Source organism: Knoellia sp. AC549 (genome assembly GCF_979258975.1).
The window spans coordinates 3645340-3668665 of the sequence record NZ_OZ409890.1 but is presented as its reverse complement, the minus strand read 5'-3'; the positions used below and the strand labels follow the sequence as shown (position 1 = coordinate 3668665).

The 23326-nt window shown below is 67.7% G+C and carries 21 protein-coding genes and 1 pseudogene; 13 read left to right on the top strand and 9 right to left on the bottom strand.

Going from position 1 to position 23326, the window contains the following annotated elements; translation table 11 throughout:
* Positions 1-69 precede the first annotated feature (69 nt).
* Positions 70-579, top strand: coding sequence for a MarR family winged helix-turn-helix transcriptional regulator (locus tag ACZZ98_RS17860; protein WP_380089423.1), 510 nt, complete (start codon positions 70-72; stop codon positions 577-579).
* 87 nt (positions 580-666) lie between these two features.
* Here ACZZ98_RS17860 and ACZZ98_RS17855 read toward each other — a convergent pair whose 3' ends face one another.
* Together ACZZ98_RS17855 and metH are read right to left on the bottom strand one after the other, a co-directional pair.
* Positions 667-843, bottom strand: coding sequence for a vitamin B12 dependent-methionine synthase activation domain-containing protein (locus ACZZ98_RS17855; protein WP_463517808.1), 177 nt, complete (start codon positions 841-843; stop codon positions 667-669).
* Between the two features lie 109 nt (positions 844-952).
* Positions 953-4381 (bottom strand): annotated as a pseudogene (metH, locus tag ACZZ98_RS17850) (methionine synthase); the annotation flags it as partial.
* Between the two features lie 152 nt (positions 4382-4533).
* On the opposite strand from metH, the gene ACZZ98_RS17845 reads away from it, so the two are divergent.
* The 4 genes from ACZZ98_RS17845 to ACZZ98_RS17830 are packed head-to-tail and all read left to right on the top strand — an operon-like array spanning position 4534 to position 8917.
* On the top strand, positions 4534-5634 hold the full coding sequence (locus tag ACZZ98_RS17845; RefSeq protein WP_463517497.1) for a site-2 protease family protein: 1101 nt from the start codon (positions 4534-4536) through the stop codon (positions 5632-5634).
* A gap of 11 nt (positions 5635-5645) precedes the next feature.
* Positions 5646-6647: a tRNA (adenine-N1)-methyltransferase gene (locus ACZZ98_RS17840; protein WP_463517496.1), complete on the top strand. Its 1002-nt coding sequence runs from the start codon at positions 5646-5648 to the stop codon at positions 6645-6647.
* A 33-nt stretch (positions 6648-6680) separates the two neighbouring features.
* On the top strand, positions 6681-8345 hold the full coding sequence (arc, locus tag ACZZ98_RS17835; RefSeq protein WP_463517495.1) for a proteasome ATPase: 1665 nt from the start codon (positions 6681-6683) through the stop codon (positions 8343-8345).
* A 32-nt stretch (positions 8346-8377) separates the two neighbouring features.
* Entirely contained in the window at positions 8378-8917 is a 540-nt protein-coding gene (locus tag ACZZ98_RS17830; RefSeq protein WP_463517494.1) for an EVE domain-containing protein, read from the top strand.
* 212 nt (positions 8918-9129) lie between these two features.
* On the opposite strand, the gene ACZZ98_RS17825 is transcribed toward ACZZ98_RS17830, so the two are convergent.
* On the bottom strand, positions 9130-9528 hold the full coding sequence (locus tag ACZZ98_RS17825; protein ID WP_463517493.1) for a nuclear transport factor 2 family protein: 399 nt from the start codon (positions 9526-9528) through the stop codon (positions 9130-9132).
* A gap of 123 nt (positions 9529-9651) precedes the next feature.
* On the opposite strand from ACZZ98_RS17825, the gene ACZZ98_RS17820 reads away from it, so the two are divergent.
* Both ACZZ98_RS17820 and ACZZ98_RS17815 read left to right on the top strand, forming a co-directional pair.
* On the top strand, positions 9652-10050 hold the full coding sequence (locus tag ACZZ98_RS17820) for a VOC family protein (RefSeq protein ID WP_463517492.1): 399 nt from the start codon (positions 9652-9654) through the stop codon (positions 10048-10050).
* Positions 10051-10340: 290 nt separating this feature from the next.
* The gene (locus ACZZ98_RS17815; RefSeq protein ID WP_463517249.1) at positions 10341-11489 is read left to right on the top strand and encodes an IS110 family RNA-guided transposase; all 1149 of its coding nucleotides are present in this window, start codon (positions 10341-10343) and stop codon (positions 11487-11489) included.
* 443 nt (positions 11490-11932) lie between these two features.
* On the opposite strand, the gene ACZZ98_RS17810 is transcribed toward ACZZ98_RS17815, so the two are convergent.
* Positions 11933-12310 carry a DUF6221 family protein gene (locus ACZZ98_RS17810; protein WP_463517491.1) on the bottom strand — a complete coding sequence of 126 codons (378 nt, stop codon included), beginning with the start codon at positions 12308-12310 and terminating at the stop codon, positions 11933-11935.
* A 287-nt stretch (positions 12311-12597) separates the two neighbouring features.
* On the opposite strand from ACZZ98_RS17810, the gene ACZZ98_RS17805 reads away from it, so the two are divergent.
* Positions 12598-13746 (top strand): IS110 family RNA-guided transposase, encoded by a 1149-nt coding sequence (locus ACZZ98_RS17805; RefSeq protein WP_463517249.1) that lies wholly within the window; start codon positions 12598-12600, stop codon positions 13744-13746.
* A 648-nt stretch (positions 13747-14394) separates the two neighbouring features.
* Complete coding sequence (locus tag ACZZ98_RS17800; protein WP_463517490.1) at positions 14395-15210, top strand: hypothetical protein; 816 nt, start codon at positions 14395-14397, stop codon at positions 15208-15210.
* Positions 15211-15741: 531 nt separating this feature from the next.
* Here ACZZ98_RS17800 and ACZZ98_RS17795 read toward each other — a convergent pair.
* The 5 genes from ACZZ98_RS17795 to ACZZ98_RS17775 all read right to left on the bottom strand — a co-directional run bounded on the left by ACZZ98_RS17795 (position 15742) and on the right by ACZZ98_RS17775 (position 19777).
* Positions 15742-16518, bottom strand: coding sequence for a hypothetical protein (locus ACZZ98_RS17795; protein WP_463517489.1), 777 nt, complete (start codon positions 16516-16518; stop codon positions 15742-15744).
* Positions 16519-16536: 18 nt separating this feature from the next.
* The gene (locus tag ACZZ98_RS17790) at positions 16537-17073 is read right to left on the bottom strand and encodes an RNA polymerase sigma factor (protein WP_463517488.1); all 537 of its coding nucleotides are present in this window, start codon (positions 17071-17073) and stop codon (positions 16537-16539) included.
* Between the two features lie 371 nt (positions 17074-17444).
* Entirely contained in the window at positions 17445-17792 is a 348-nt protein-coding gene (locus tag ACZZ98_RS17785; RefSeq protein ID WP_463517487.1) for a DUF3054 domain-containing protein, read from the bottom strand.
* Between the two features lie 5 nt (positions 17793-17797).
* Entirely contained in the window at positions 17798-18787 is a 990-nt protein-coding gene (locus tag ACZZ98_RS17780; protein WP_463517486.1) for a ribose-phosphate diphosphokinase, read from the bottom strand.
* A 9-nt stretch (positions 18788-18796) separates the two neighbouring features.
* The gene (locus ACZZ98_RS17775) at positions 18797-19777 is read right to left on the bottom strand and encodes an alpha/beta hydrolase (protein WP_463517485.1); all 981 of its coding nucleotides are present in this window, start codon (positions 19775-19777) and stop codon (positions 18797-18799) included.
* An 86-nt stretch (positions 19778-19863) separates the two neighbouring features.
* On the opposite strand from ACZZ98_RS17775, the gene dop reads away from it, so the two are divergent.
* From dop to prcA, 4 genes are read left to right on the top strand one after another with little or no spacing between them, the layout of a single operon-like run.
* Positions 19864-21390 carry a depupylase/deamidase Dop gene (gene dop, locus ACZZ98_RS17770; RefSeq protein ID WP_463517484.1) on the top strand — a complete coding sequence of 509 codons (1527 nt, stop codon included), beginning with the start codon at positions 19864-19866 and terminating at the stop codon, positions 21388-21390.
* Positions 21391-21443: 53 nt separating this feature from the next.
* Entirely contained in the window at positions 21444-21635 is a 192-nt protein-coding gene (locus tag ACZZ98_RS17765) for a ubiquitin-like protein Pup (RefSeq protein WP_380089407.1), read from the top strand.
* Between the two features lie 6 nt (positions 21636-21641).
* On the top strand, positions 21642-22475 hold the full coding sequence (prcB, locus tag ACZZ98_RS17760; RefSeq protein ID WP_463517807.1) for a proteasome subunit beta: 834 nt from the start codon (positions 21642-21644) through the stop codon (positions 22473-22475).
* Positions 22472-23281, top strand: a complete 810-nt coding sequence (gene prcA / locus ACZZ98_RS17755; RefSeq protein ID WP_463517483.1) for a proteasome subunit alpha — start codon at positions 22472-22474, stop codon at positions 23279-23281. Before prcB ends, prcA begins: the two co-directional genes overlap by 4 nt.
* The last annotated feature ends 45 nt before the right edge of the window (positions 23282-23326 follow it).

Sequence of the window (23326 nt, the reverse complement as noted above, 5' to 3'; positions counted from 1 at the left end):
GAACCATTCGGTATCGAATGTTCGATGTCGAAAGGTTAGCATTCGAAGAACACATGCGAGGATGGGGTTATGCCCCGACGCACGAAGTCCGCAGCGCAGCAGCACCGCGACGCCGTCGCGGCCTACGTCGCCGCCGGAGGGGAGGAGTCGGTCCAGCGCGTCATCACCGCGCTCTACGGAGTGACCAAGAAGCTCGACCAGTGGTACGCGCGACAGCTCGCTGACCTCGACCTCACCCAGGGGGAGTGGGCGGTCGTCGCCGCGCTCGCCCGGGCCGGGGACGACTGTCAGACGCCCAGCCAGCTCGCCGAGCTCACGAGTGTCGCGCCGTCGTCGATGACGCACCGGCTCGACAAGATGTCTCAGCGGGGACTGGTCGAGCGCCGTCCGGACGCCGACAACCGCACCCGCATCCTCGTCTCACTGAGCAAGGAGGGCTGGGAGCTGTTCAGCCAGTCGGTCCGCGAGTCCGACATGGTCGAGAGCGACGTCCTGAGCGGGCTGACCAAGGCCGAACGAGGTGAGCTGGCGCGCCTCCTCGAGGGCGTCATCGCCCACCTGGACGACGTCGACGCCTGAGCCTCGCGGCAGACGCCGACGTATGTCGGCAAACACCTGGGCGTGACAGCGGAAGCCAGCAGGCCGGCATACGCCGAAAGGAAGTCCTCAGTCCTCGGGCTGGTAGCCCAGGTTGGGACCGAGCCAGCGCTCGGCCTCGGCGAGGGTCCAGCCCTTGCGCTCGGCGTAGTCCTCGACCTGGTCTCGCCCCAGGCGCCCGACCACGAAGTACTGGCTCTCCGGGTGGGAGAAGTACCAACCGCTCACCGACGCGCCCGGCTGCATGGCCATCGACTCCGTGAGCTCCATGCCGGCGCGGTCCGCAGCCCCGAGGAAGCTTGAAGAGCGTCTCCTTCTCGGTGTGGTCCGGGCAGGCGGGGTAGCCGGGGGCGGGACGGATGCCGGTGTACTTCTCACCGATGAGGTCGGCGTTGGAGAGGTGCTCGTCGCCGGCGTGACCCCAGAACTCTCGACGGACCCGCTCGTGCATGCGCTCCGCGAACGCCTCGGCCAGCCGGTCCGCCAGTGCCTCGACGAGGATCGCGCTGTAGTCGTCGAGCTCCTCCTTGAACGCCATGATGCGGTCGTGCGTGCCGTGGCCGGCCGTGACCGCGAAGCCTCCGACGTAGTCGCGCAGCCCGCTCTCCTTGGGCGCGACGAAGTCCGAGAGGCACCGGTTGGGGACGCCGGCTCGGTGCTGACCCTGCTGCCGCAGGCCGTGGATCGTCGTGAGGACGCTCTCTCGCGATTCGTCGGTGTAGACCTCGATGTCGTCGCCGACGGCGTTGGCCGGGAAGAGCCCAATGACGCCCTTGGCGGTGAGCCACCTCTCGTCGATGATCTTGTCGAGCATCGCGTTGGCGTCCTCGAACAGCTTGCGTGCGGTCTCGCCCGTCGCGGGGTTGGAGAGGATGTCGGGGTAGCGACCCTTCATCTCCCACGCCTGGAAGAACGGCGTCCAGTCGATGTAGCGACGCAGCTCCTCGATCGGGTAGTCGACGAACTCCCGGGTGAACTGGGCAGCGGCACGGTGCCACCGCGTGTCGGACTTGCCCGACCACACGTCCTTGCTCTGCTGGGCGAGCAGGTGGGGACGAACGGGCCGGTATGCCGTCCAGTCGATGGGGGTGGCCGCCTTGCGGGCCGCGTCGATGGACACCAGCGGGCGTTCGGTCGACTTCGCTGCGTGACGGGCCCGCATCGAGTCGTAGTCGGCCTTGATCGTCTCGAGCAGGGGCTCGCGCTGCGTCGCCGAGAGGAGCTGGCTCGCCACCGGCACCGAGCGTGATGCGTCCTTGACCCAGACGACGGGGCCGCTGTACTGACCGTCCACCTTGACGGCGGTGTGCGCCCGCGAGGTCGTCGCCCCGCCGATGAGCAGCGGGATCGTGAAGCCCTGTCGCTCCATCTCGCTCGCCACGCGCACCATCTCGTCGAGTGAGGGTGTGATGAGCCCGGAGAGGCCGATGATGTCGGCGCCCTTCTCCTTGGCCGTGTCGAGGATCTTCTGCGCGGGCACCATGACGCCGAGGTCGATGACGTCGTAGTTGTTGCACTGGAGGACGACCCCGACGATGTTCTTGCCGATGTCGTGGACGTCGCCCTTGACCGTCGCCATGACGATGAGGCCCTTGCTGTTCTGGGTCGAGACGCCCGAACGTTCCTTCTCGGCCTCGATGTAGGGGATGAGGTGTGCGACGGCCTTCTTCATGACGCGCGCCGACTTCACCACCTGGGGGAGGAACATCTTGCCCGCGCCGAAAAGGTCGCCGACGACGCCCATGCCGTCCATGAGCGGACCCTCGATGACCTCGATCGGCTTGCCGTCCGCCGCGTCGATCTCCTGCCGCAGCAGCTCGGTGTCCTCGACCACGAAGTCGTCGATGCCCTTGACGAGGGAGTGGGTGATGCGTTCGCGCACCGGCAGCCCGCGCCACTCGGCCTCGGTCACCTCGGGGGCGGCCTCGCCGGTGTTGTTGAACTTGTCGGCGATCTCGAGCAGCCGCTCCGTGGAGTCTGGTCGGCGGTTGAGGACGACGTCTTCGATGCGCTCGCGCAGCTCGGGGTCGACGTCGTCGAGGACGACGAGGGCGCCGGCGTTGACGATGCCCATGTCCATCCCGGCCTGGATGGCGTTGTAGAGGAAGACCGCGTGGATCGCCTCGCGCACGGGGTTGTTGCCGCGGAACGAGAACGAGACGTTGGAGACGCCGCCGGAGACGAGGGTGCCCGGCAGGTTCTCCTTGATCCACCGGGTCGCCTCGATGAAGTCCGTCCCGTATGCCGCGTGCTCCTCGATGCCCGTGGCCACCGCGAAGATGTTCGGGTCGAAGATGATGTCGTGCGGGTCCATGCCGACCTCGCCCGTGAGCAGGTCGTAGGCGCGCTGGCAGATCTCCTTGCGCCGCTCGAGGGAGTCGGCCTGACCCTCCTCGTCGAAGGCCATGACGACGACGGCCGCGCCGTACTTGTGGCAGAGGCGGGCCTGCGCCAGGAACGGCTCGACCCCCTCCTTCATCGAGATGGAGTTGACGATCGGCTTGCCCTGGGAGCACTTGAGGCCCGCCTCGATGACCTCCCACTTGCTCGAGTCGATCATGAGCGGCACCCGGCAGATGTCGGGCTCGCTGGCGACGAGCTTGACGAAGCGGTCCATCGCGGCGACGCCGTCGATCATCCCCTCGTCCATGTTGATGTCGATGACCTGGGCCCCGGCCTCGACCTGCTGGCGGGCCACCGACAGCGCAGCCGGGTAGTCCTCCTCCTTGATGAGGCGACGGAAGCGGGCCGAGCCGGTGATGTTGGTGCGCTCGCCGACGTTGACGAAGAGCGAGTCCTCGTCGACGGTGAGGGGCTCCAGCCCGCTGAGGCGCAGCGCGCCGGGGACCTCGGCCCGGACGCGGGGGGTGCCCTTCGCGGCGGCATCGGCGATGGCCCCGATGTGCTCCGGCGTGGTCCCGCAGCAACCGCCGAGGATGTTGACGAGGCCACTCGTCGCGAACTCGCCCACGACAGAGGCCATCTGGTCCGGGGTCTCGTCATACTCACCGAACGCGTTGGGCAGGCCGGCGTTGGGGTAGGCCGACACGAAGCAGTCGGCGATGCGGGCGAGCTCGGCGATGTAGGGGCGGAGCTCGTCGGCTCCAAGGGCACAGTTGAGCCCGATGACGAGCGGTCGGGCGTGGCGCACGGAGTTCCAGAACGCCTCGGTGACCTGGCCGGACAGCGTGCGTCCGGACGCGTCGGTGATCGTCCCCGAGATGATGATCGGCCAGCGCCGACCGAGGTCCTCGAAGAGGGTCTCGACCGCGAAGATCGCCGCCTTGGCGTTGAGGGTGTCGAAGATCGTCTCGATGATGAGGGCGTCGACCCCGCCGTCCACGAGCCCACGAGCCTGCTCGAGGTAGGCCTCGACGAGCTGGTCGAAGGTGACGTTGCGCGCGCCCGGGTCGTTGACGTCGGGCGAGATCGAGGCCGTGCGGGTCGTCGGACCCAGTGCCCCGAGCGCCCATCGCTGGCGACCGGTCTCGGCCGTCACGGCGTCACACGCGCTCCGGGCCAGCCGCGCGGCCTCGCGGTTCATCTCGTAGGCGAGGTCGGCCATGTCGTAGTCCGCGAGCGAGATCCGCTGCGCGTTGAACGTGTTGGTCTCGACGAGGTCGGCGCCGGCCAGCAGGTACGCGCGATGGATGCCCTCGATGACCGCCGGGCTGGTCAGGCTGAGCAGGTCGTTGTTGCCGCGCAGGTCGCTGGGCCAGTCGGCGAAGCGCTCTCCCCGGTAGTCCTCCTCCGCCAGTCCCTCCTGCTGGATCATCGTGCCCATCGCGCCGTCGAGGACGAGGACGCGCTCCGTGAGGGCAGCGGTGAGGTCGGCGGTGGCGTCCGGGCGGTGTGCGACCGCCGCGTCTGCGGGTGACGTCGTGGTGGAGGAGTTCACGTGTCCCAGTATGCCGTCGTGCCTTGTAGGGTCGCGGCGTGGCCGTACCCAGTGAGACCAAGTCCTCCGGCCTCGTCATAGCCCGTGTCGGCGGGGTTCCGATCCAGATCGGCGCGAGCTGGCTGCTCCTCGCTGCGGTCATCACCTTCATCATCGGCAGTGGCGCCCCCGAGCTGGGTGCCGTCGCCTACGCCATCGGCGTGGCCTACGCCGTCTCGCTCCTCATCTCCGTCCTGGTCCACGAGGGAGCACACGCCGGCATGGCCGTGGCCCTGGGCCTGCCGGTCCACCGAGTGGTCGCCGACCTCTGGGGTGGGCACACGGCATACGACGCTCGTCTGTCCACGCCGGGGAAGGCGGCGGCTATCGCCGTCGTCGGCCCGGTCGCCAACCTCGCGCTCGGCCTCGTGGCCTGGGTGGCGTCCCTCGCCGTCAGCGCTGACGTGCCCAGCCGGATCCTCTACGGAGTGGCCTTCGTCAACGTGCTGCTGGCCGTCTTCAACCTCCTCCCGGGACTCCCGCTCGACGGCGGGCAGCTGGTGGATGCGGCCGTCTGGAAGGCGACCGGTCGACGCGAGAAGGGTTTGATCGCGGCGGGGTGGACGGGACGCGTCGTGACCCTCGGTGTCGTCCTCTTCTTCGTCGTGCGGCCGCTCGTCTCGGGGGACTCGCCGTCCTTCACCTCGATCATCTGGTCGGGCCTCATCGCGGCCTTCATGTGGCAGGGAGCGACGGCGGCAATCCGCACGGGTCAGGCGCGCGAGATGCTCGGCCGGGGGACCGTCGCCCAGGTGGCCAGGCCGGTCCCGGTGCTGCGCAGCGGGGACGTGCTCGAGGCCTCGGCTGCGACCGGCGGGCTCGCCGTGGTCGTCGACGAGAGCGGCCGCCCGACGTCGCTCGTCCTCCCGGCCGATGCAGCGACGGTGCCGCGCGAGCGTTGGGCCACCACCCCGGTGTCGGCCCTGGCTCGCATCCAACCCGACCGGTGGGTCGCCGACACCCGCCGCCACGACGACCTCACCGCCGTCGTCACCGCCATCCAGGAGTCCTCGAGCCAGGTGGTCGTGGCCGTCGAGGACGGCAGGGTGCTCGGCCTCGTCACCGTCGAGGCGGTCAACGCCGCGATCGCCGGCAACTAGACTCCACCCTCATGAGTGCGACCGGTGCCGACCTGCGACGTGGACCCTTTGCCGAAGGTGAGCGAGTGCAGCTGACGGACTCCAAGGGTCGCCTCCACACCATCACGCTCGCGCCGGGCAAGCAGTTCCATACCCACCGCGGCTACCTCCAGCACGACGACCTCCTGGGCGCCCCCGACGGCTCGACCGTCACCAACACCGCGGGCTTCCAGTACCTCGCGCTGCGACCGCTGCTGTCCGACTACGTCATGTCGATGCCGCGGGGTGCTGCCGTGGTCTACCCCAAGGACGCCGGCCAGATCGTGACCATGGCCGACATCTTCCCGGGCGCCGTCGTCGTCGAGGCGGGTGTCGGCTCGGGAGCCCTGTCGATGTCGTTGCTGCGGGCCGTCGGCGAGACCGGGCGCCTCCACTCGTTCGAGCGGCGTGAGGACTTCGCCGACATCGCGATGGCCAACGCGCGCGCCTACTTCGGCACCGACCACCCGGCGTGGACCGTCACCGTCGGCGATCTCGTCGAGGCGCTGCCAGCGAACGTCGAGCCCGGCACGGTCGACCGCGTCGTCCTCGACATGCTCGCGCCGTGGGAGTGCCTCGACGTCGTCGGTGAGGCGCTGGCTCCCGGTGGTGTGCTCATCTGCTACGTCGCCACGGCCACGCAGCTGTCCAAGGTCGCCGAGGCGATGCGCGATGCGGGGGAGTGGACGGAGCCGTCCGCCTGGGAGTCGCTCGTCCGCGGATGGCACCTCGAGGGGCTCGCAGTCCGGCCCCAGCACCGCATGCACGGCCACACGGGCTTCCTCATCACCACCCGCCGCCTCGCGCCCGGAGTCACCCCGCCGTTGCGCAAGCGACGTCCCGGGAAGGGGTACGAGAGCGCGGAGGACGCGGACGGCATACCGGCTGATCCACTGCCTGGCGCGGACGCCGAGGAGTGGACGCCGGAGGCCATCGGCGAACGCGTCCCGTCCGACAAGCGAGTCAGGAAGGTCCGTCGCAGCGTCACGGGTTAGCGTTAAGGGGCCAGTCGAGCCGAGGAGGCCCCGATGACCGAGTTCACCCCTCCACCTTCGAGCGATGCCGTGCGCCGTCTCGAGGTCACGGTCACGGACCTGCGTTCGCAGGTCAACACCGTGTCCGCGCAGAACGAGCGCCTCGTGCGCACGCTGCGCGACGCCCGCGAGCAGATCGTCACGCTCAAGACCGAGGTCGACCGGCTGGGTCAGCCGCCGTCCGGCTACGGCATCGTCGTCGAGACGTTCGGTGACAAGACGGTCGACGTCCTGACGGGTGGCCGCAAGATGCACGTCGCGGTGAGCCCGACGATCGAGGCGGGCGAGATCGAGGTCGGCCGCGAGGTCATGCTCAACGAGGCCATGAACGTCGTCGCCGTCCACGGTTTCGAGCGGGCCGGCGAGGTCGTGCAGCTGAAGGAGCTGCTCGAGGACGACCGGGTGCTCGTCCTGTCGCGCGCCGACGAGGAGCGGGTATGCCGTGTGGCCGCCTCCCTCAAGGACGTCAAGCTGCGCGTCGGTGACGCTCTCCTGCTCGAGCCGCGCAGCGCCTTCGTCTACGAGCAGATCCCGCGGGCCGAGGTCGCTGACCTCGTCCTCGAGGAGGTGCCGGACATCGCCTACGACGACATCGGCGGTCTTGGCAGCCAGATCGAGCTCATCCGTGACGCGGTCGAGCTGCCCTACCTCCACCCCGACCTCTTCACCGAGCACCACCTCAAGCCGCCCAAGGGCGTGCTGCTCTATGGTCCGCCCGGCTGTGGCAAAACGATGATCGCCAAGGCGGTCGCGGCGTCGCTGTCGCGCAAGATCGCCGAGAAGGAGGGGCGTGCACCGGGCAAGAGCTACTTCCTCAACATCAAGGGTCCCGAGCTGCTCAACAAGTACGTCGGTGAGACCGAGAGGCACATCCGCCTGATCTTCCAGCGCGCCCGCGAGAAGTCGTCCGAGGGCTTCCCGGTCGTCGTGTTCTTCGACGAGATGGACAGCCTCTTCCGCACCCGCGGGTCCGGTGTCTCCAGCGACGTCGAGACGACGATCGTCCCGCAGCTGCTCAGCGAGATCGACGGCGTCGAGGGCCTCGAGAACGTCATCGTCATCGGTGCCAGCAACCGCGAGGACATGATCGACCCTGCGATCCTTCGCCCGGGTCGTCTCGACGTGAAGATCAAGATCGAGCGGCCGGATGCGCAGGCTTCGACCGAGATCTTCGCGAAGTACCTCACGGCCGACCTGCCGCTGCACGCGGACGACCTGGCCGAGAACGGTGGGTCGCCCGAGGCCACGGTCGACGCGATGACGGAGGCTGTCGTGACTCGCATGTATGCCGAGGACGAGGACAACGAGTTCCTCGAGGTGACGTATGCCGGCGGCGACAAGGAGGTCCTTTACTTCAAGGACTTCAACAGTGGCGCGATGATCCAGAACATCGTCGACCGCGCCAAGAAGATGGCCATCAAGGACTTCCTCCTGACCGGTCACCGAGGCCTGCGCGTCGACCACCTGCTCCAGAGCTGCGTCGACGAGTTCAAGGAGAACGAGGACCTGCCCAACACCACCAACCCGGACGACTGGGCGCGGATCTCGGGCAAGAAGGGCGAGCGGATCGTCTACATCCGCACGCTCATCAAGACCAAGGAAGGCAACGAGCCGGGCCGGTCGATCTCCACGATCGCCAACACCGGTCAGTACCTCTAGGTCGGCCTCAGCCGTTTTGGTAGAACGGGCCCATGTCGCACCTCATCACCGAAGGCAACCTCGGGGCCTGGCTCATCAAGTGCGATCCGAAGGTGAACTCGGACGTGCCACGAATGGTCAGCCAGCCCGGGAACGGTGTCGTCACGCAGTGGTGCGTCGCGAAGAACTACCGCAGCCGGATGATGAAGCCCGGAGACCGAGCCATCCTCTGGATCTCTGGCAACGGCCGGCGTCTGACCCGCGGCATCTGGGGCGTCGGTTGGGTCACGGGGCACGTGCGGGACACTGACGCCGAGTCCGGGCTTCCTGTTGCAAACCAGATCTCGCTCGACATCCCCCTCTTCGAGAAGGGGTCGGAGCTGTCCTCGATGGAGCTCCTCGACGCGGGTATCACCGACCTCGAGGTCCAGGTGCAAGCCCACATGTCGAACCCCTCCTGGGTGACAAGAGACCAGCTGGCCCAAATAGAGAGGCTGCTGGAGCCTTGGCCCCTCTACGTCGCGCCGGAGGAAGGCGACCCGAGCAGCGAACCGGTGGCCCGTGTCGAGGACCCAAGGCACACCGCCCGCTGAGCAAGCAGCCGCACGGCGAGGCGCGCACCCAACACCTAGATGAGCGGTATGGATGGTCGGGACGAGCGCCGCCTGATGCCAAGTGGGATGACGCGACGAAGTCGTGGCTGTCGTACGACGAGCGCAAAGAAGACCCTCGTCATCGCGGGCAACCGGGCTGCGCTCGTGCGTGCGGGCGCTGCGTTCTGACGGACCGCCTCGCCGCGGGTCGTCTACGCCGGAGGCGCACTCCCGTGTCGATGTGCGACCTTCCAATCGCCGTCCTCACGACGGTAGATCTGGGTGGCGCGCACGACGTACGTACGGGGCACGCCGTCGACACACGCCGTGATGCGCTCCCAGCCGGCCGTATAGGCGGCGTCGCCGAGCACTTCGGCGGCGAGCAGGTCGAAGTCGTAGGCGATGCAGTCGCTGAACCGTTGAGCCAGGTCCGAGAAGAGCTCGTCGAGCTCGCGCTGCCCATGAGCGTTCTTCGCGGCACCAAGGACACTGACCGGGTCATTGCCTGACCAGATGGCTCGGCGCGGACCCCAATCACCGTTGTGCAGACCAATCTCCGCATCCCGAAGCACCGACTCCACCCAGCCGATGAACTCGCGGCGTTCGTTCATGACCTGAGAATGTCACTTTTGCGGGACGTCGGGACCACCCCCGAGGAAAGCTCTTCGTGACAGGTCCGATCCGCGGGGCATATCCGGATGGTGGGGGAGGAGCGAGCGCGACAGGATGAAGGCATGAGTGAGCTGCCGCTACTGCTGGCTGTCGACGCCGTCACCGTCCCGGTGCCTGATCTGGATTCGGGGTTGGCGTTCTACCAAGGGCAGCTCGGCCATCGGTTGCTGTGGCGAAACGACGAGGTTGGACAAGCCGGGCTCGCACTTGCGGCGCAGGAGACCGAACTGGTCCTCACCACCTCTGCGCCATATGCCCCGACCTGGTTGGTCGTGTCAGTCGACAGGGCTGTGGACGTCATGGTCAACGCTGGCGGGCGATCCGTGAACGGCCCCTCTGACGTGCCGGTGGGGCGGTTGGCCGTTGTCGAGGACATCTTCGGCAACCAGCTCGTGCTCTTGGACACCTCGAAGGGGAAGTACCTCACCGACAACTCAGGTCGAGTGACCGGTGTCCGGTGATCCTTCAGTCCTCAGATTTTCCGTCAACGCGGCTACTTGTTTCATTGACGGCAGGACCGGTGCCTGCGCAGGCTCGGTTCAGGTGCCCGGGTTCGTCGCTCTCAATCGCGGCTGCCCACGATGATCGTGTGGCTCTCACATGGACTGCGCCGCCCGGGCACCGCCGGGCAGGAGAGGCTCAAGAAGGGATTGCTCTGCTCGAAGTAGCGGTGCCCTCCACGCCCAACCATCACAGGTTCAAGGCGACGGAGGACGTCATGGAAGAGCAGGTTCCGCGGGTTGTTATCGGGATGGATCCGCACAAACGCAGCGTCACGATCGAGGTGATGCTCGCCGACGAGACGGTCGTGGCTGGTGGCCGGTTCGACACCACGGTCGAGGGTTACCAGGCGATGCTGGACTTCGTCGCCGGGTGGCCGGACCGGGTCTGGGCGATCGAGGGCTGCGAAGGCATCGGCCGGCACATCGCCCACCGGCTCCTGGCCGACGGACAAGACATCGTCGACGTGCCGGCCAAGCTCTCCGCTCGGGCGCGGGTGTTCGCCACCGGGCAGGGCCGCAAGACCGACGCCACCGACGCGCACTCGGTCGCGCTGGTCGGCACCCGCATGGCCGGGCTGCGACCCGTGGTGTCCGACGCCCAGCTCGAGGTGCTCCAGCTGCTGGTGGATCGGCGCCGCTCCATCGGGGACGAGCACACCCGCAAGATCAGCCAGCTGCACCGGATCCTGTTGGAAATGCTGCCTGGTGGCGCGAAGAAGTACCTCTCCGCGGCCCAGGCCAAGACCCTGCTCGCCGGCGTGCGCCCGCGTGACGTCGTGGGCAAGACCCGCAAGCGGGTCGCGGCCGAGCTCGTGGCCGACCTGGAACGGATCTACACCCGCAAGAAGGCCGCCGACAAGGAGCTCAAGGACCTCGTCGCCGCGACCGGGACCTCCCTGCTCGACCTGCACGGCATCGGCCCCTCCGGCGCCGCACGGCTCCTGGTCGAGGTCGGGGACCTGTCCCGCTTCCCCGACCGCAACCATTTCGCGTCCTGGACCGGCACCGCCCCCATCGACGCCTCCTCCGGCGACCACGTGCGCCACCGCCTCTCCCGCGGCGGAAACCGACAGATCAACCGGGTGCTGCACATCATGGCCACGGTCCAGCTGCGCACCCCCACCACCGAGGGACGCGCCTACTTCGACCGGAAGAAAGCCGCCGGCAAGACCTCGATGGAAGCGATGCGATGCCTCAAACGGCGCCTGTCCGACCTCGTCTACCGAACGATGCTCGGCGACTACACCGCGAGCAAGGTGACGAGCCCGGGAGGGCAACGGGGCAACGACTCTGACTCCAGCGCGACCGGCTCACAACCCCACGCCGGCTCTTCGGACAAGCCACTTCCCGGACCCGCCACCACCAAGCCTACGACCAGCCTCCCGCGGGCGTCTTGACACAGAAGGGAGCCATGAGCGGTTGTTGCGCCCGAAGGGGGTTGGGCCCATTCGTTGAGATCCGCCGGCCGGTCCTGGGCCGCCCGGCGCCGGGTGCGGCCTAAGGGCCTGACTGCACCCTCAAACAGAGTGATCGCCGCGAACGCGGCGACGTGATTGTGGGTGATGCGCTGCCCAATAAGAGGTAGCGGATACTCGGGCATCTCGTACCAGGAGGCGATCGCCTCGATCTGAAGTCGTTGCGCCTCCGGCATGCCGAGCGCGCGCAGAGAGAGGGCGTCCTCCCCGTAGTCCCAAAGAGCGGCAGCGATCAGTTGCTTCGGCATCTGAACACTGAAACTTGGTTGCGGCTTCAGCAGTTCGCCGAGCGGCAGGGGCTCCATGGACGAATTATGGGGGAGGCGTCTACGGCGCGAATGGATCGCGGCATGAGCGGGCGCAGCTCAATCGTCGATCATCGAGGTATCGGGATCGGGTTTCCACTCTGGGTTGTATCTCGGGTGGTCGCTGTAGACGGCCGCCGTGATCCTCAGCGACTGACACGGATACGGTTCCTTGCACGTGAAACACTCGATCTCCACCGACCGGTCGTATTGCACGGCGACATCGTGATGGGCGAAGAGCATCTCCCTTTTCAACGCGGCTTCTGCAAGGACTCGCCAACCTGTGGCGCTGACGAGACCTTCGCCGGTCAGTTTGAGACGCGAGTCCTCCAAGGGCACCCGCTCCGTCGCCTCTCTTGCTCGGAGCTCGTCCTCACCGACTCTTGCTTCGATGAATGCGTCCAGGTGCATGAGCCAGCCTTCTTCTTCTTTGGTCACCGCGTTAGGTTTGCACAACCCACTCGCGGCTACTTGTTTCATTGACGGCAGGACCGGTGCCTGCGCAGGCTCGGTTCAGGTGCCCGGGTTCGTCGCTCTCAATCGCGGCTGCCCACGATGATCGTGTGGCTCTCACATGGACTGCGCCGCCCGGGCACCGCCGGGCAGGAGAGGCTCAAGAAGGGATTGCTCTGCTCGAAGTAGCGGTGCCCTCCACGCCCAACCATCACAGGTTCAAGGCGACGGAGGACGTCATGGAAGAGCAGGTTCCGCGGGTTGTTATCGGGATGGATCCGCACAAACGCAGCGTCACGATCGAGGTGATGCTCGCCGACGAGACGGTCGTGGCTGGTGGCCGGTTCGACACCACGGTCGAGGGTTACCAGGCGATGCTGGACTTCGTCGCCGGGTGGCCGGACCGGGTCTGGGCGATCGAGGGCTGCGAAGGCATCGGCCGGCACATCGCCCACCGGCTCCTGGCCGACGGACAAGACATCGTCGACGTGCCGGCCAAGCTCTCCGCTCGGGCGCGGGTGTTCGCCACCGGGCAGGGCCGCAAGACCGACGCCACCGACGCGCACTCGGTCGCGCTGGTCGGCACCCGCATGGCCGGGCTGCGACCCGTGGTGTCCGACGCCCAGCTCGAGGTGCTCCAGCTGCTGGTGGATCGGCGCCGCTCCATCGGGGACGAGCACACCCGCAAGATCAGCCAGCTGCACCGGATCCTGTTGGAAATGCTGCCTGGTGGCGCGAAGAAGTACCTCTCCGCGGCCCAGGCCAAGACCCTGCTCGCCGGCGTGCGCCCGCGTGACGTCGTGGGCAAGACCCGCAAGCGGGTCGCGGCCGAGCTCGTGGCCGACCTGGAACGGATCTACACCCGCAAGAAGGCCGCCGACAAGGAGCTCAAGGACCTCGTCGCCGCGACCGGGACCTCCCTGCTCGACCTGCACGGCATCGGCCCCTCCGGCGCCGCACGGCTCCTGGTCGAGGTCGGGGACCTGTCCCGCTTCCCCGACCGCAACCATTTCGCGTCCTGGACCGGCACCGCCCCCATCGACGCCTCCTCCGGCGACCACGTGCGCCACCGCCTCTCCCGCGGCGGAAACCGACAGATCAACCGGGTGCTGCACATCATGGCCACGGTCCAGCTGCGCACCCCCACCACCGAGGGACGCGCCTACTTCGACCGGAAGAAAGCCGCCGGCAAGACCTCGATGGAAGCGATGCGATGCCTCAAACGGCGCCTGTCCGACCTCGTCTACCGAACGATGCTCGGCGACTACACCGCGAGCAAGGTGACGAGCCCGGGAGGGCAACGGGGCAACGACTCTGACTCCAGCGCGACCGGCTCACAACCCCACGCCGGCTCTTCGGACAAGCCACTTCCCGGACCCGCCACCACCAAGCCTACGACCAGCCTCCCGCGGGCGTCTTGACACAGAAGGGAGCCATGAGCGGATATTGGCCTAGATGCGGCATGAGCACGTCGCTCCCGACGCGGAGGTGGGGAGCCTGGGGTAGGCCCATCACGGCGGAGTGGGGAGTTTTATGGATGGCCAGTCAGTTCCCACCTCGACCCTGGGTGCGTCATGACGACGTCGATCCAGTCCCCGGAGCGATACGTGGTGCGGCTGAATGAGATTTTGGTAGCAACAGCTCCTGCACTCGTGATGCCCACAGTCCAGTCGCCCTTAATAAGCGCCTCGATTAGAAGCACAAGGTCTTCCGCTTGGAAAGCCGCGTCCCATTCCTGAGCAAAGGTGAACACACCGCACTCAACACGGACTTCGCTTCCCCGGATCGACACCATGATCGGGGTGCCTCGCCCACGTGGGGCAACCACCCACGCTTGCCAATCCCCGGGAGCCTCAATCTCGAGTGCTCGAGCCTGCGGGACGCGCGCTGCTATAGATCTCCCTAGGTCCTCATGCATGTAGCTGGGCCTCCTCGACGACGGTGTCGCCATGACGGGTAGCAAGGCGCTTGCCCAGTTTCCCCGGGGTTGGGCCCCATTGCGCGCACCGCGGCAGTTCCGGACGAATATTCATGCTGAACGGTCCGCGCGTGCCGCGTACCGTCGGCCTGTGATCATCGAAGCGCGCCGAGGCATCGAGTTGGGAGTCCGCGACAAGCGCGCTCTGGTAGCGGTCCCGACTCCCAAGCCCGCACCGGGGACGGCGTTTCCCCCGCGGCGACTCACGCTTCGAGGCGTACCTGTCTTCGAGCTGGCCCTTTGGTGCGGAACGTGTCCCGCCATTTTTCAGAGGTTGAGCGAGCCGGAGTCTGCGGACTTGGGCGTTGCCAACAGCCGGCTGAACACGGGGCTGGCTGCCATCGATGACGACGTTATTCGGGCATACGGTCGGGCGCTGCCCAAGTCCCACTACACGTCGCTACTGCTAGAAGTGACACCGCAATTGGTGGTACCCGGGGATGCCTCTGACTACTTCAGTCACGAGCAAGTTGCTACATGGGGCGTGGACCCTGCTGTTGGCGCACCCGAGAACCCTGTCACGCCCTATTACCGAACCTTTGAGACACCGGTAGGAAAGCAGGGGCACCTCTATGAGTTCGTCGTGCCCATGGTTCCGCCTGCGTGGAACGTCAGCCAACGCGTCGCTGAGTACGGCGACGTCTTCGGCCAGTCGGTACCTACCGCCGTGTCCTACTCGCTGCTCGACGTGATCCAACCCGCGATGGATGAGGGTGACGACTACTACGAGCACTGGGTACTCACCCACTTCTTGCTCGACGGCCACCACAAGTTCGAAGCGGCGTCGACGGCCGGACAACCAGTCCGCCTGCTCACCCTCATCGACGAGCACATCAGCATCGCGTCACCCGAGGAGATTGCCACAGCCGTCGAGGCTCGTTCGCAGGCGCGGCAAGCACGCGGCTGAGTCTCCCAAACTCCGAAGGCGCGCACTGGCATCCGCACCTCGGATCGCGGCAAATCCGGACGTTCAGCCCAGACCTCTGTGAGGACGGCTACGACAGTCACGGGGTGTCATCATCTTTGGGCGCTCTCGCAATTCGGCCTGCCATACCCACGATCAAGCAGCCGGTTAGGACGGTCAGGCTGGCCGCCATTCCGGTCCCATGGCCACGGACGACGTACCCAGCGAGTGCGAAGGTGGCGAAAGCCCCAGTCCAGAAACCATCGAACGTTCCCTCAGCCACCGGCCGACCTCGGTTGCCGCCCCCAATCTCATGCTCCGAGTATGCCAAGACCTGATGCGAACGGCGATCGGACCATCATGCCGAAGATTCTCAAGGCGGACTTCAGGCAGTTCCCGCACATATCAAGCATGAGCAGAAAGCAACCGAGCGTGTCAGAACGCCCGGCCAAAGGCTGAGTTTCCGAATGAGAAGGTGTCTCAGTGATGACCGAAGCATGAGATTGAAGTCGGCGATCTGGCTCCCCAGGCTGCTCATCGGGTTTGGGATCGGGTGTAGTTCATAGTCGTTCCGTCTCTCAGCTGTGCCGTGAATGTGAAGTCCATGGGCAGTCCACTCCTGAAGCCGTCCTCAGGCTCCGGTGGCCCGGGCCACCACGCCGTGAAGTAGCCGTTTTCTACGGTGGCGATGACGTCACCTTGCTCCGCGGTGTGGACGACGACATCTTCCACGTCAGCACCGACGCGTCCTGACACGACGCGGAAGATCGGCTCACCGTCGTCTTCGGAAAAGCCCGAGCCACCGTTGGACAGAATCTGGTTAGGCTGCGCAGCCTTGGTCAGATAGACCTCGGATGAGACACCACTCGGCTCTCCCGCCTGGCCGAGACTTTGTTGGCAGGTGACGAGCAGCCCCTTCGGACCTGTCAGCAGCGCGAGGCCGATGCCGCCGCGACGCTCGGACAGCACCACCTGGGTGGGCGCTTGGGTAATGGAGTCGTGGACCCAACGCTGGCATTGCCGAGCCACAGCACTGGCCTGACCCGTCGCGAGGGCCGCGGGGTAAGCCGTCCATCCGGCGTAGGCGCTGTCGCCTCCGCTGATCATCGGGATCGTAACCGCTGCGGCAGCTACCGCTGCGACCAGAGCGATCCGGCGGCCTCGGCGACGTGCGCGCGGGACTATTGGGGTTGACGACAAGGGGTCTGTGTTGAGGATGTCGCTCAAGATGGCCTCAGGCTCCCGGCCGGCGACAACCCCCGCGGCGGGGTCGGAAGCGGCGAGCATACGGTCGAGCAGGTTAGTGGTCATGGCGTTACCTCCGGTGCACTAGTGCCCCCCGCTATGGGAAGCTCGAACGGTGGATGAGTCGTTGGTCTCGGTGATGCGGAGGTGGACGCGCAGCACCCTGCGGGCGCGAGAGAGTCGAAGCCGGTAGGCCACCGGCGAGATCCCAAGTACGGCGGCTGCTTCCAACGTGGTCAACCCCTCCCAGACGGTCAGCGCCAACGCCTCTTGGTGCCGCTCGGAGAGCAGCCGCCAAGCGCGGCCCAGGTCGACCCGTGCCGATGCCTCACCGTCAACACCGGGAACGTCGCCGGTGTGACCTGGCGCGATCCGGACAGCCAGGGTGCTCCGGCGGGACTCGTCACGGTTCTCGCGGAGCATCAGGTTCCTCGCCGTGGTGAACAACCAGGCCCGCTGATCTCCTCGACCCGATGGCAACTCCGCGAAGCGGCGCCAAGCAACAGCCATCGTCTCCGCAGCGATGTCCTCGGCCTTTTCCGACGCGACGCGTCGAGCGCAGAAGCGCAGGACATCGTCAAACGCATCACGAAACAGACCAGCGAAGGCCGCCGCCCTCACGTCATCCGCGTCCGCATCTCCTGTCCTCACACTCCTACATTCCCCCAACGGCGGATGTGTGTCGCTCCAAGCGAGAAGGATCCAGGATTCGTTAGATGAGCTCAGCCGCGCGCCGGCCAGCCGCAGGCTTCGAGCCAGTTGGCGTCGCTGCACGAGTTCGGGCGGGCGCGGATAGTTCCCTCCTGGCACAACTCGGACTCTGCGCGATCACGGGAATTGTGCTGCTCGTGCCCTGCGTCGCCATGGACAGGTGACCGCATGTCGCGAACATCCGCTATTCGGCAGATCCGGTAAACGCTTGATGCACGATCCGGGGACCGGCAGGACGCTGTCACACAGCGCGGTGAACGCCGGTGACCGTCGCGCGTGCGTCAGCCCAGGAGTCGGGCGACGAGGCGCCAGCCGAGCATGGTCACTGCGAGGAAGACCGCTGCCACGACGATGAATGACGGCGCCGTTCCGGTCGCAGCCAGCCGACGGAAGAGCATCCCGACCACGACCGTGGCCACCACGACGATGGTGCCGAACTGCCACGAACGGGGTGCGTCGTCGAGGCTGAGCGACGCGACGAGGTAGCCGGCGGCGGTTCCGCAGAGGAACGGCGCCGCGGTCTCGAGGACGCCGGCGAAGGTGATGCCGTGCGCGTGGGAGCGTCGCCCGACGAGGGCGAAGACCACGACGGCGAGGAGGTCGAGGGCAGGCGCGAGGAGCCGGCTCATCGCCGTCAGCCACCCACCTTGTCGAAGAGGGAGCCCTGGGGTGGTGCGTGGGTCGGGTCGACGCCGTCGAAGAGGATGCTCACCGACTCACCGCCGTGGATCCTGGCGATCGCCTCGGCGAACAGACCCGAGACGGTGCGGACCTGGAGCTCGGGCCAGTCACTCGGGGCGGGCACCGTGTCGGTCGTGACGATCTGGCTCACCATCGGGTGACCTCGCAGCCTTTCGACGGCCTTGCCCGCGAAGAGCCCGTGCGTGCAGGCCACTGCGGCCTCGGTGACCCCGAAGTCGGCGAGGCGGTCGAGCAGCTCGAGGATCGAGCCGCCCGTCGCGATCTCGTCGTCGAGGACGATGGCGCGCTTGCCCCGGACGTCACCGACGATCGAGTCGATGACGACCTTGTCGTCGCTCTGCCGCTGCTTGCTGCCCGCCGCCACAGGAAGGCCGAGGAGGCGCGAGAACTGGGTCGCCTCCTTGGCGTTGCCGAGGTCGGGGGAGATGACGACCGAGTTCGAGAGGTCGGTGCCACGGAAGTGGTCGGCGAGCACGCCGAGGGCGGTGAGGTGGTCAACGGGGACCGAGAAGAACCCGTGCACCTGAGGCGCGTGAAGGTTCATGGTGAGCACCCGGTGGGCGCCGGCGGTGGAAATGAGGTCGGCGACGAGCCGCCCGCCGAGAGAGATGCGCGACGCGTCCTTCTTGTCGGAGCGGGCATAGGCGAAGTGGGGGATGACGGCAGTGATCTGGGCTGCGGACGCGCCACGCGCCGCGTCGATCATGAGGAGCAGCTCCATGAGGTGCTCCTGCGTCGGGGGCACGAGCGGCTGGATGATGTAGACGTCGCGCTGGCGGCAGTTCGCCAGGAGCTGGGCCTGCAGGCAGTCGTTGCTGAAGCGCTTGATCTCGCTGCGCGACAGGGGAACTCCCAGCTTGTCGCAGATGCGGGAGGCGAGAGTCTGGTGGGCACTGCCGGAGAAGACCACGATCTCGCGCATGGGTCGACCCTAGGCCAGAGCCCCGGTCAGGTGGCGGCGGAGTTCACTGACGAGCTCCCAGCGCTGCTGGGGGCCCGCAGCACTGGCGCCCGGGAAGCTCGCGAAACCGTGCGGCACCCGGAGGTAGTTCGTGTGGCGCACCTCGACACCAGCGGAACGGAGCGCAGCGGCATACCGGACTCCGTCGTCCCGGATCGGGTCGAGGTCCGCGGTCTGGATGAGCGCGGGCGGCAGACCGGACAGCTCGCCGAAGAGCGGCGAGACCAGCGGGTCAGTGAGGTCCTGCCCGCCGGCATACAGCTCGCGGAAGGCGACGATCGAGGCCTTGGTGAGGATGGGTGCGTTGGCGTGCTCGTCGATGGACGGCGACTGCATGGTCAGGTCGGTCGCCGGATAGATGAGCGCCTGGTGGCGGATCCAGTCGGCGCCGCTCGCGTGGACGACCTGCGCCACCACCGCGGCGAGGTGTCCGCCGGCGGAGTCGCCACAGACGGCCAGTCGATGGGCATCGGCCCGCAGCACGTCGGACTGGGCAGCGATCCAGGTCGTGGCGTCCACAGCGTCGTGGACCGCCGTCGGCGACGGGCTCTCGGGCGCCAACCGGTAGTCGACGCTCACGACCACGGCGCCGACCTCGGCCGCCAGCCGGGTGCAGATGGGGTCGTAGTTCACGACGTTGCCGAGGACCCAGCCGCCGCCGTGGAACCAGACGATGACGGGAACGTCGTTCTGCGTGTCCCGGATCGCGCGCGGACGATAGATGCGCAGGGGGATCTCGTAGCCGTCTCGGGCCGGCGCCGTCCCGAAGGTGATGCCGACGGCCGGGTCGGCCCGACCGGTGACCCACGACCAGGGCGGCTTCATGGGATAGGTCCGTGCGCGGGCCAGGTGCCGTTCCGCCTCGGTCATCCGCTCGACCGGCACCCTCAGGCGGTCCGCGACGGCGACGGTCACGGTGGTGAGGGGAGACATCCCGCGATAGGAGCGCATGCCGGGAGTATGCCGTGGGGCCCGCGCCGCGGCGGGCATGGTTTCCTTGCACGCATGACCCGATTCCTCTCCGTCGCGGGTGCGCGATGACCGTCCGGCGCGTCATGGGTATCGAGACGGAGTACGGCATCTCGGTGCCCGGCTCACCGACGGCCAACCCCATGGTCCTGTCCGGGGACGTCGTGACGACGTATGCCGCGAGCCGAGGGATCCGTCCGGCGCAGGCGTCGTGGGACTACGCCGACGAGACGCCGCTCCATGACGCCCGCGGCTTCGACATGGGTCGGGGGGCGGCCCACCCGAGCCAGCTCACCGACATCGAGGACCCGACGATGGCCAACGTCGTCCTCACCAACGGGGCGCGTCTGTATGTCGACCACGCCCACCCGGAGTACTCCTCGCCCGAGGTGACGAACCCGCGCGACGCCGTCGTCTGGGACAAGGCCGGGGAGCTCGTGATGCGCGAGGCCGTGCACCGTCTTGCGAGCGTCCCGCCGGGCGTCAACCTCTACAAGAACAACACCGACGGCAAGGGCGCGTCCTACGGCACCCACGAGAACTACCTCATGTCGCGGCGTACCCCCTTCTCCCGGATCATCGCTCAGCTGACGCCCTTCTTCGTCGTGCGTCAGGTCATGGCCGGGTCCGGTCGGGTCGGCATCGGCGTCGACTCGCGCACCACCGGCTACCAGCTGGCCCAGCGCAGCGACTTCTTCGAGACCGAGGTCGGGCTCGAGACGACGCTCAAGCGACCGATCATCAACACCCGCGACGAGCCCCACGCCGTGGCCGACCTCTATCGGCGCCTCCACGTCATCCTCGGCGACGCCAACCACTGCGACGTGGCCAACCTCGTCAAGATGGGCTCGACCTCGCTCGTCCTGGCCATGATCGAGGACGACGCGTTCCGGACCGACCTCAGCATCAGGTCACCCGTGCGCACCCTCCACGCCGTCAGCCACGACCCCAGCCTCCAGTCGACGATCGAGCTCACCGACGGCCGCTCGATCCGACCGGTCGAGCTGCTGCGCACCTTCCACGAGCTCGCCGCGTCCTATGTCGACGACAAGTGGGGGATCGACGTCGACGCCGAAACCACCGAGGTCCTGCACTGGTGGGACACGGTCCTGACCGCGCTCGAGGTCGACCCGATGGACGCGCGTCGATGGGTCGACTGGGTCGCCAAGCTGTCCGTCCTCGAGGGCTATCGCGAGCGTGACTCCCTCGGCTGGGGCGACCCGCGGCTCAAGGCCGTGGACATCCAGTGGTCCGACGTGCGCGCCGACCGTGGCCTGGCGCACCGCCTGGCGGCGACCGGTCGCGTCGACGTGCTCGTGCCCGAGGCCGAGGCCGCACGAGCCATGGACGAGGCTCCTGAGGACACGAGGGCCTGGTTCCGCGGGGCGTGCCTGCGCAAGTTCCCCGAGTCGGTCGTCGCCGCGTCGTGGGACTCCGTCGTCGTCGAGGTGCCCGGCGAGCGCTCCCTGCAGCGCATCCCCATCCTCGAGCCCCTGCGCGGCACCAAGGCCGCCGTGGGCGATCTCGTCGACGGGGCGTCCGACATCCGGTCGCTCCTCGAGTCCCTGGCCGCCGTCGAGAGGAGCGCCGACTAGGCTCGGACGTGCAGGCACCGTGACGGTGCCTCACGTGACACGAGGAGGAGCCCATGGCCGGCCAGGAGCAGATCAAGCCAGGTCGACGGGACGACGGTCCGGACGACGCGCCCGCGCCCGCAGCGGCGCCCGCGGCCCAGGTCGCCGACACCGACATCGACGACATCCTCGACGAGATCGACGGCGTCCTCGAGACCAACGCCGAGGAGTTCGTGCGTGGTTTCGTCCAGAAGGGCGGCCAGTGAGCTCCCCTGTCTGACAGCGGTCGTCTCCCAGCGGCATACCTGCGCACGGGTTCTGCGTCGTTCACCGAGTTCGTCGCGGAGCACGAGCCGAGCCTCATCCCCTCACGCCGTGGGCTGCCGCCGGGAGCGACGATCGATGCCCCGCACGGCACGACAATCGTCACGCTCACCTATGACGGCGGCGTCCTCATGGCCGGCGACCGGCGCGCGACGATGGGCAACCTCATCGCCAACCGCGACATGGAGAAGGTCTTCGCGACCGACGAGTTCTCCGTCGTGGGCATCGCCGGCACGGCAGGTCTCGCGATCGAGCTCGTCCGGCTCTTCCAGGTCGAGCTCGAGCACTACGAGAAGATCGAGGGCACGCTCATGTCCCTCGAGGGCAAGGCCAACCGGCTCGCCTCGATGATCCGCGGCAACCTCGGCATGGCGATGCAGGGCCTCAGCGTCGTGCCTGTCTTCGCCGGCTTCGACCACCAGGACACGCTCGGCCGGATCTTCTCCTACGACGTCACCGGCGGGTGCTACGAGGAGCACGACCACCACAGCGTCGGCTCGGGCTCGCTCTTCGCCCGTGGCGCCCTTGAGAAGCTCTACCGTCCGGGCATGCCGAGCGACGAGGCCGTCCGGATCGCCGTCGAGGCCCTCTGGGATGCCGCCGACGACGACTCCGCCACGGGTGGCCCGGACGTCGGCCGGCGGATCTGGCCGACCGTCGCCCTCGTGGACGCTGACGGCGCGCGCTTCGTGCCCGACGACGGGGTCGCGCCCGTGGTCGACGCCATCGTGGCCGACCGCCGCGGCAATCCCGGCGGACGACGCGGGGGAGGTGCCTCATGACCGCGGGTATGCCGTTCTACGTCTCGCCCGAGCAGCTCATGAAGGACCGGGCCGACTTCGCCCGCAAGGGCATCGCGCGCGGTCGTTCCGTCGTCGTCCTCGGCTACGACCACGGCATCGCCTTCGTCGCCGAGAACCGGTCGCGCAGCCTGCACAAGATCGGCGAGATCTACGACCGCATCGCGTTCGCTGCGGTCGGCAAGTACAACGAGTTCGAGAACCTGCGCGTTGCCGGCGTCCGGTATGCCGACCTGCGCGGCTACTCCTACGACCGCAGCGACGTGACCGCTCGCGGTCTTGCCAACGCCTATGCGCAGACGCTCGGGACGGTCTTCACCCAGGAGTCGAAGCCCTACGAGGTCGAGATCGTCGTCGCCGAGGTCGGCAACGACGTCGAGGACGACCAGATCTATCGCCTCACCTATGACGGCTCCGTCGCCGACGAGCGCGGCCTCGTCGCCATGGGTGGGGCGTCCGACCAGATCGAGGAGCGGCTCACCGAGCAGTGGCGGCCGGGGCTCACCTTGGCGCAGGCGCTGCAGCTGGCGGTGGCCGGGCTGGCGCACGACCTCGCCGGGGGCGAGGACCGGGTGCTCGGTTCCGAAGCCCTCGAGGTGGCTGTCCTCGACCGCACCCGGTCACGACGCACGTTCCGACGGATCAACGGTGACCTCCTCGGTCAGCTGCTCTCGCAGGACGACCCCACGGACGACGTCCCGGCGGCAGACCACGACAGTCCGCGCCAGGCCGCGAGCAACCCGCAGACGCAGCGCCACGGCGACGAGCCGACGCCCGACTCCGACTAGTTGTGATGTCCGCAGCGTCGGGGCCCACGCCCCGACGCTGCGGAA

What these genes read in the sequence shown, in the direction of transcription:
- ACZZ98_RS17860 (WP_380089423.1), top strand. Translation starts at nt 70, where the DNA reads ATGCCCCGACGCACGAAGTCCGCAGCGCAGCAGCACCGCGACGCCGTC.
- ACZZ98_RS17855 (WP_463517808.1), bottom strand. Translation starts at nt 843, where the DNA reads ATGCAGCCGGGCGCGTCGGTGAGCGGTTGGTACTTCTCCCACCCGGAG.
- ACZZ98_RS17840 (WP_463517496.1), top strand. Translation starts at nt 5,646, where the DNA reads ATGAGTGCGACCGGTGCCGACCTGCGACGTGGACCCTTTGCCGAAGGT.
- arc (WP_463517495.1), top strand. Translation starts at nt 6,681, where the DNA reads ATGACCGAGTTCACCCCTCCACCTTCGAGCGATGCCGTGCGCCGTCTC.
- ACZZ98_RS17830 (WP_463517494.1), top strand. Translation starts at nt 8,378, where the DNA reads ATGTCGCACCTCATCACCGAAGGCAACCTCGGGGCCTGGCTCATCAAG.
- ACZZ98_RS17825 (WP_463517493.1), bottom strand. Translation starts at nt 9,528, where the DNA reads ATGAACGAACGCCGCGAGTTCATCGGCTGGGTGGAGTCGGTGCTTCGG.
- ACZZ98_RS17820 (WP_463517492.1), top strand. Translation starts at nt 9,652, where the DNA reads ATGAGTGAGCTGCCGCTACTGCTGGCTGTCGACGCCGTCACCGTCCCG.
- ACZZ98_RS17815 (WP_463517249.1), top strand. Translation starts at nt 10,341, where the DNA reads ATGGATCCGCACAAACGCAGCGTCACGATCGAGGTGATGCTCGCCGAC.
- ACZZ98_RS17805 (WP_463517249.1), top strand. Translation starts at nt 12,598, where the DNA reads ATGGATCCGCACAAACGCAGCGTCACGATCGAGGTGATGCTCGCCGAC.
- ACZZ98_RS17795 (WP_463517489.1), bottom strand. Translation starts at nt 16,518, where the DNA reads ATGACCACTAACCTGCTCGACCGTATGCTCGCCGCTTCCGACCCCGCC.
- ACZZ98_RS17785 (WP_463517487.1), bottom strand. Translation starts at nt 17,792, where the DNA reads ATGAGCCGGCTCCTCGCGCCTGCCCTCGACCTCCTCGCCGTCGTGGTC.
- ACZZ98_RS17780 (WP_463517486.1), bottom strand. Translation starts at nt 18,787, where the DNA reads ATGCGCGAGATCGTGGTCTTCTCCGGCAGTGCCCACCAGACTCTCGCC.
- ACZZ98_RS17775 (WP_463517485.1), bottom strand. Translation starts at nt 19,777, where the DNA reads ATGCGCTCCTATCGCGGGATGTCTCCCCTCACCACCGTGACCGTCGCC.
- dop (WP_463517484.1), top strand. Translation starts at nt 19,864, where the DNA reads ATGACCGTCCGGCGCGTCATGGGTATCGAGACGGAGTACGGCATCTCG.
- ACZZ98_RS17765 (WP_380089407.1), top strand. Translation starts at nt 21,444, where the DNA reads ATGGCCGGCCAGGAGCAGATCAAGCCAGGTCGACGGGACGACGGTCCG.
- prcA (WP_463517483.1), top strand. Translation starts at nt 22,472, where the DNA reads ATGACCGCGGGTATGCCGTTCTACGTCTCGCCCGAGCAGCTCATGAAG.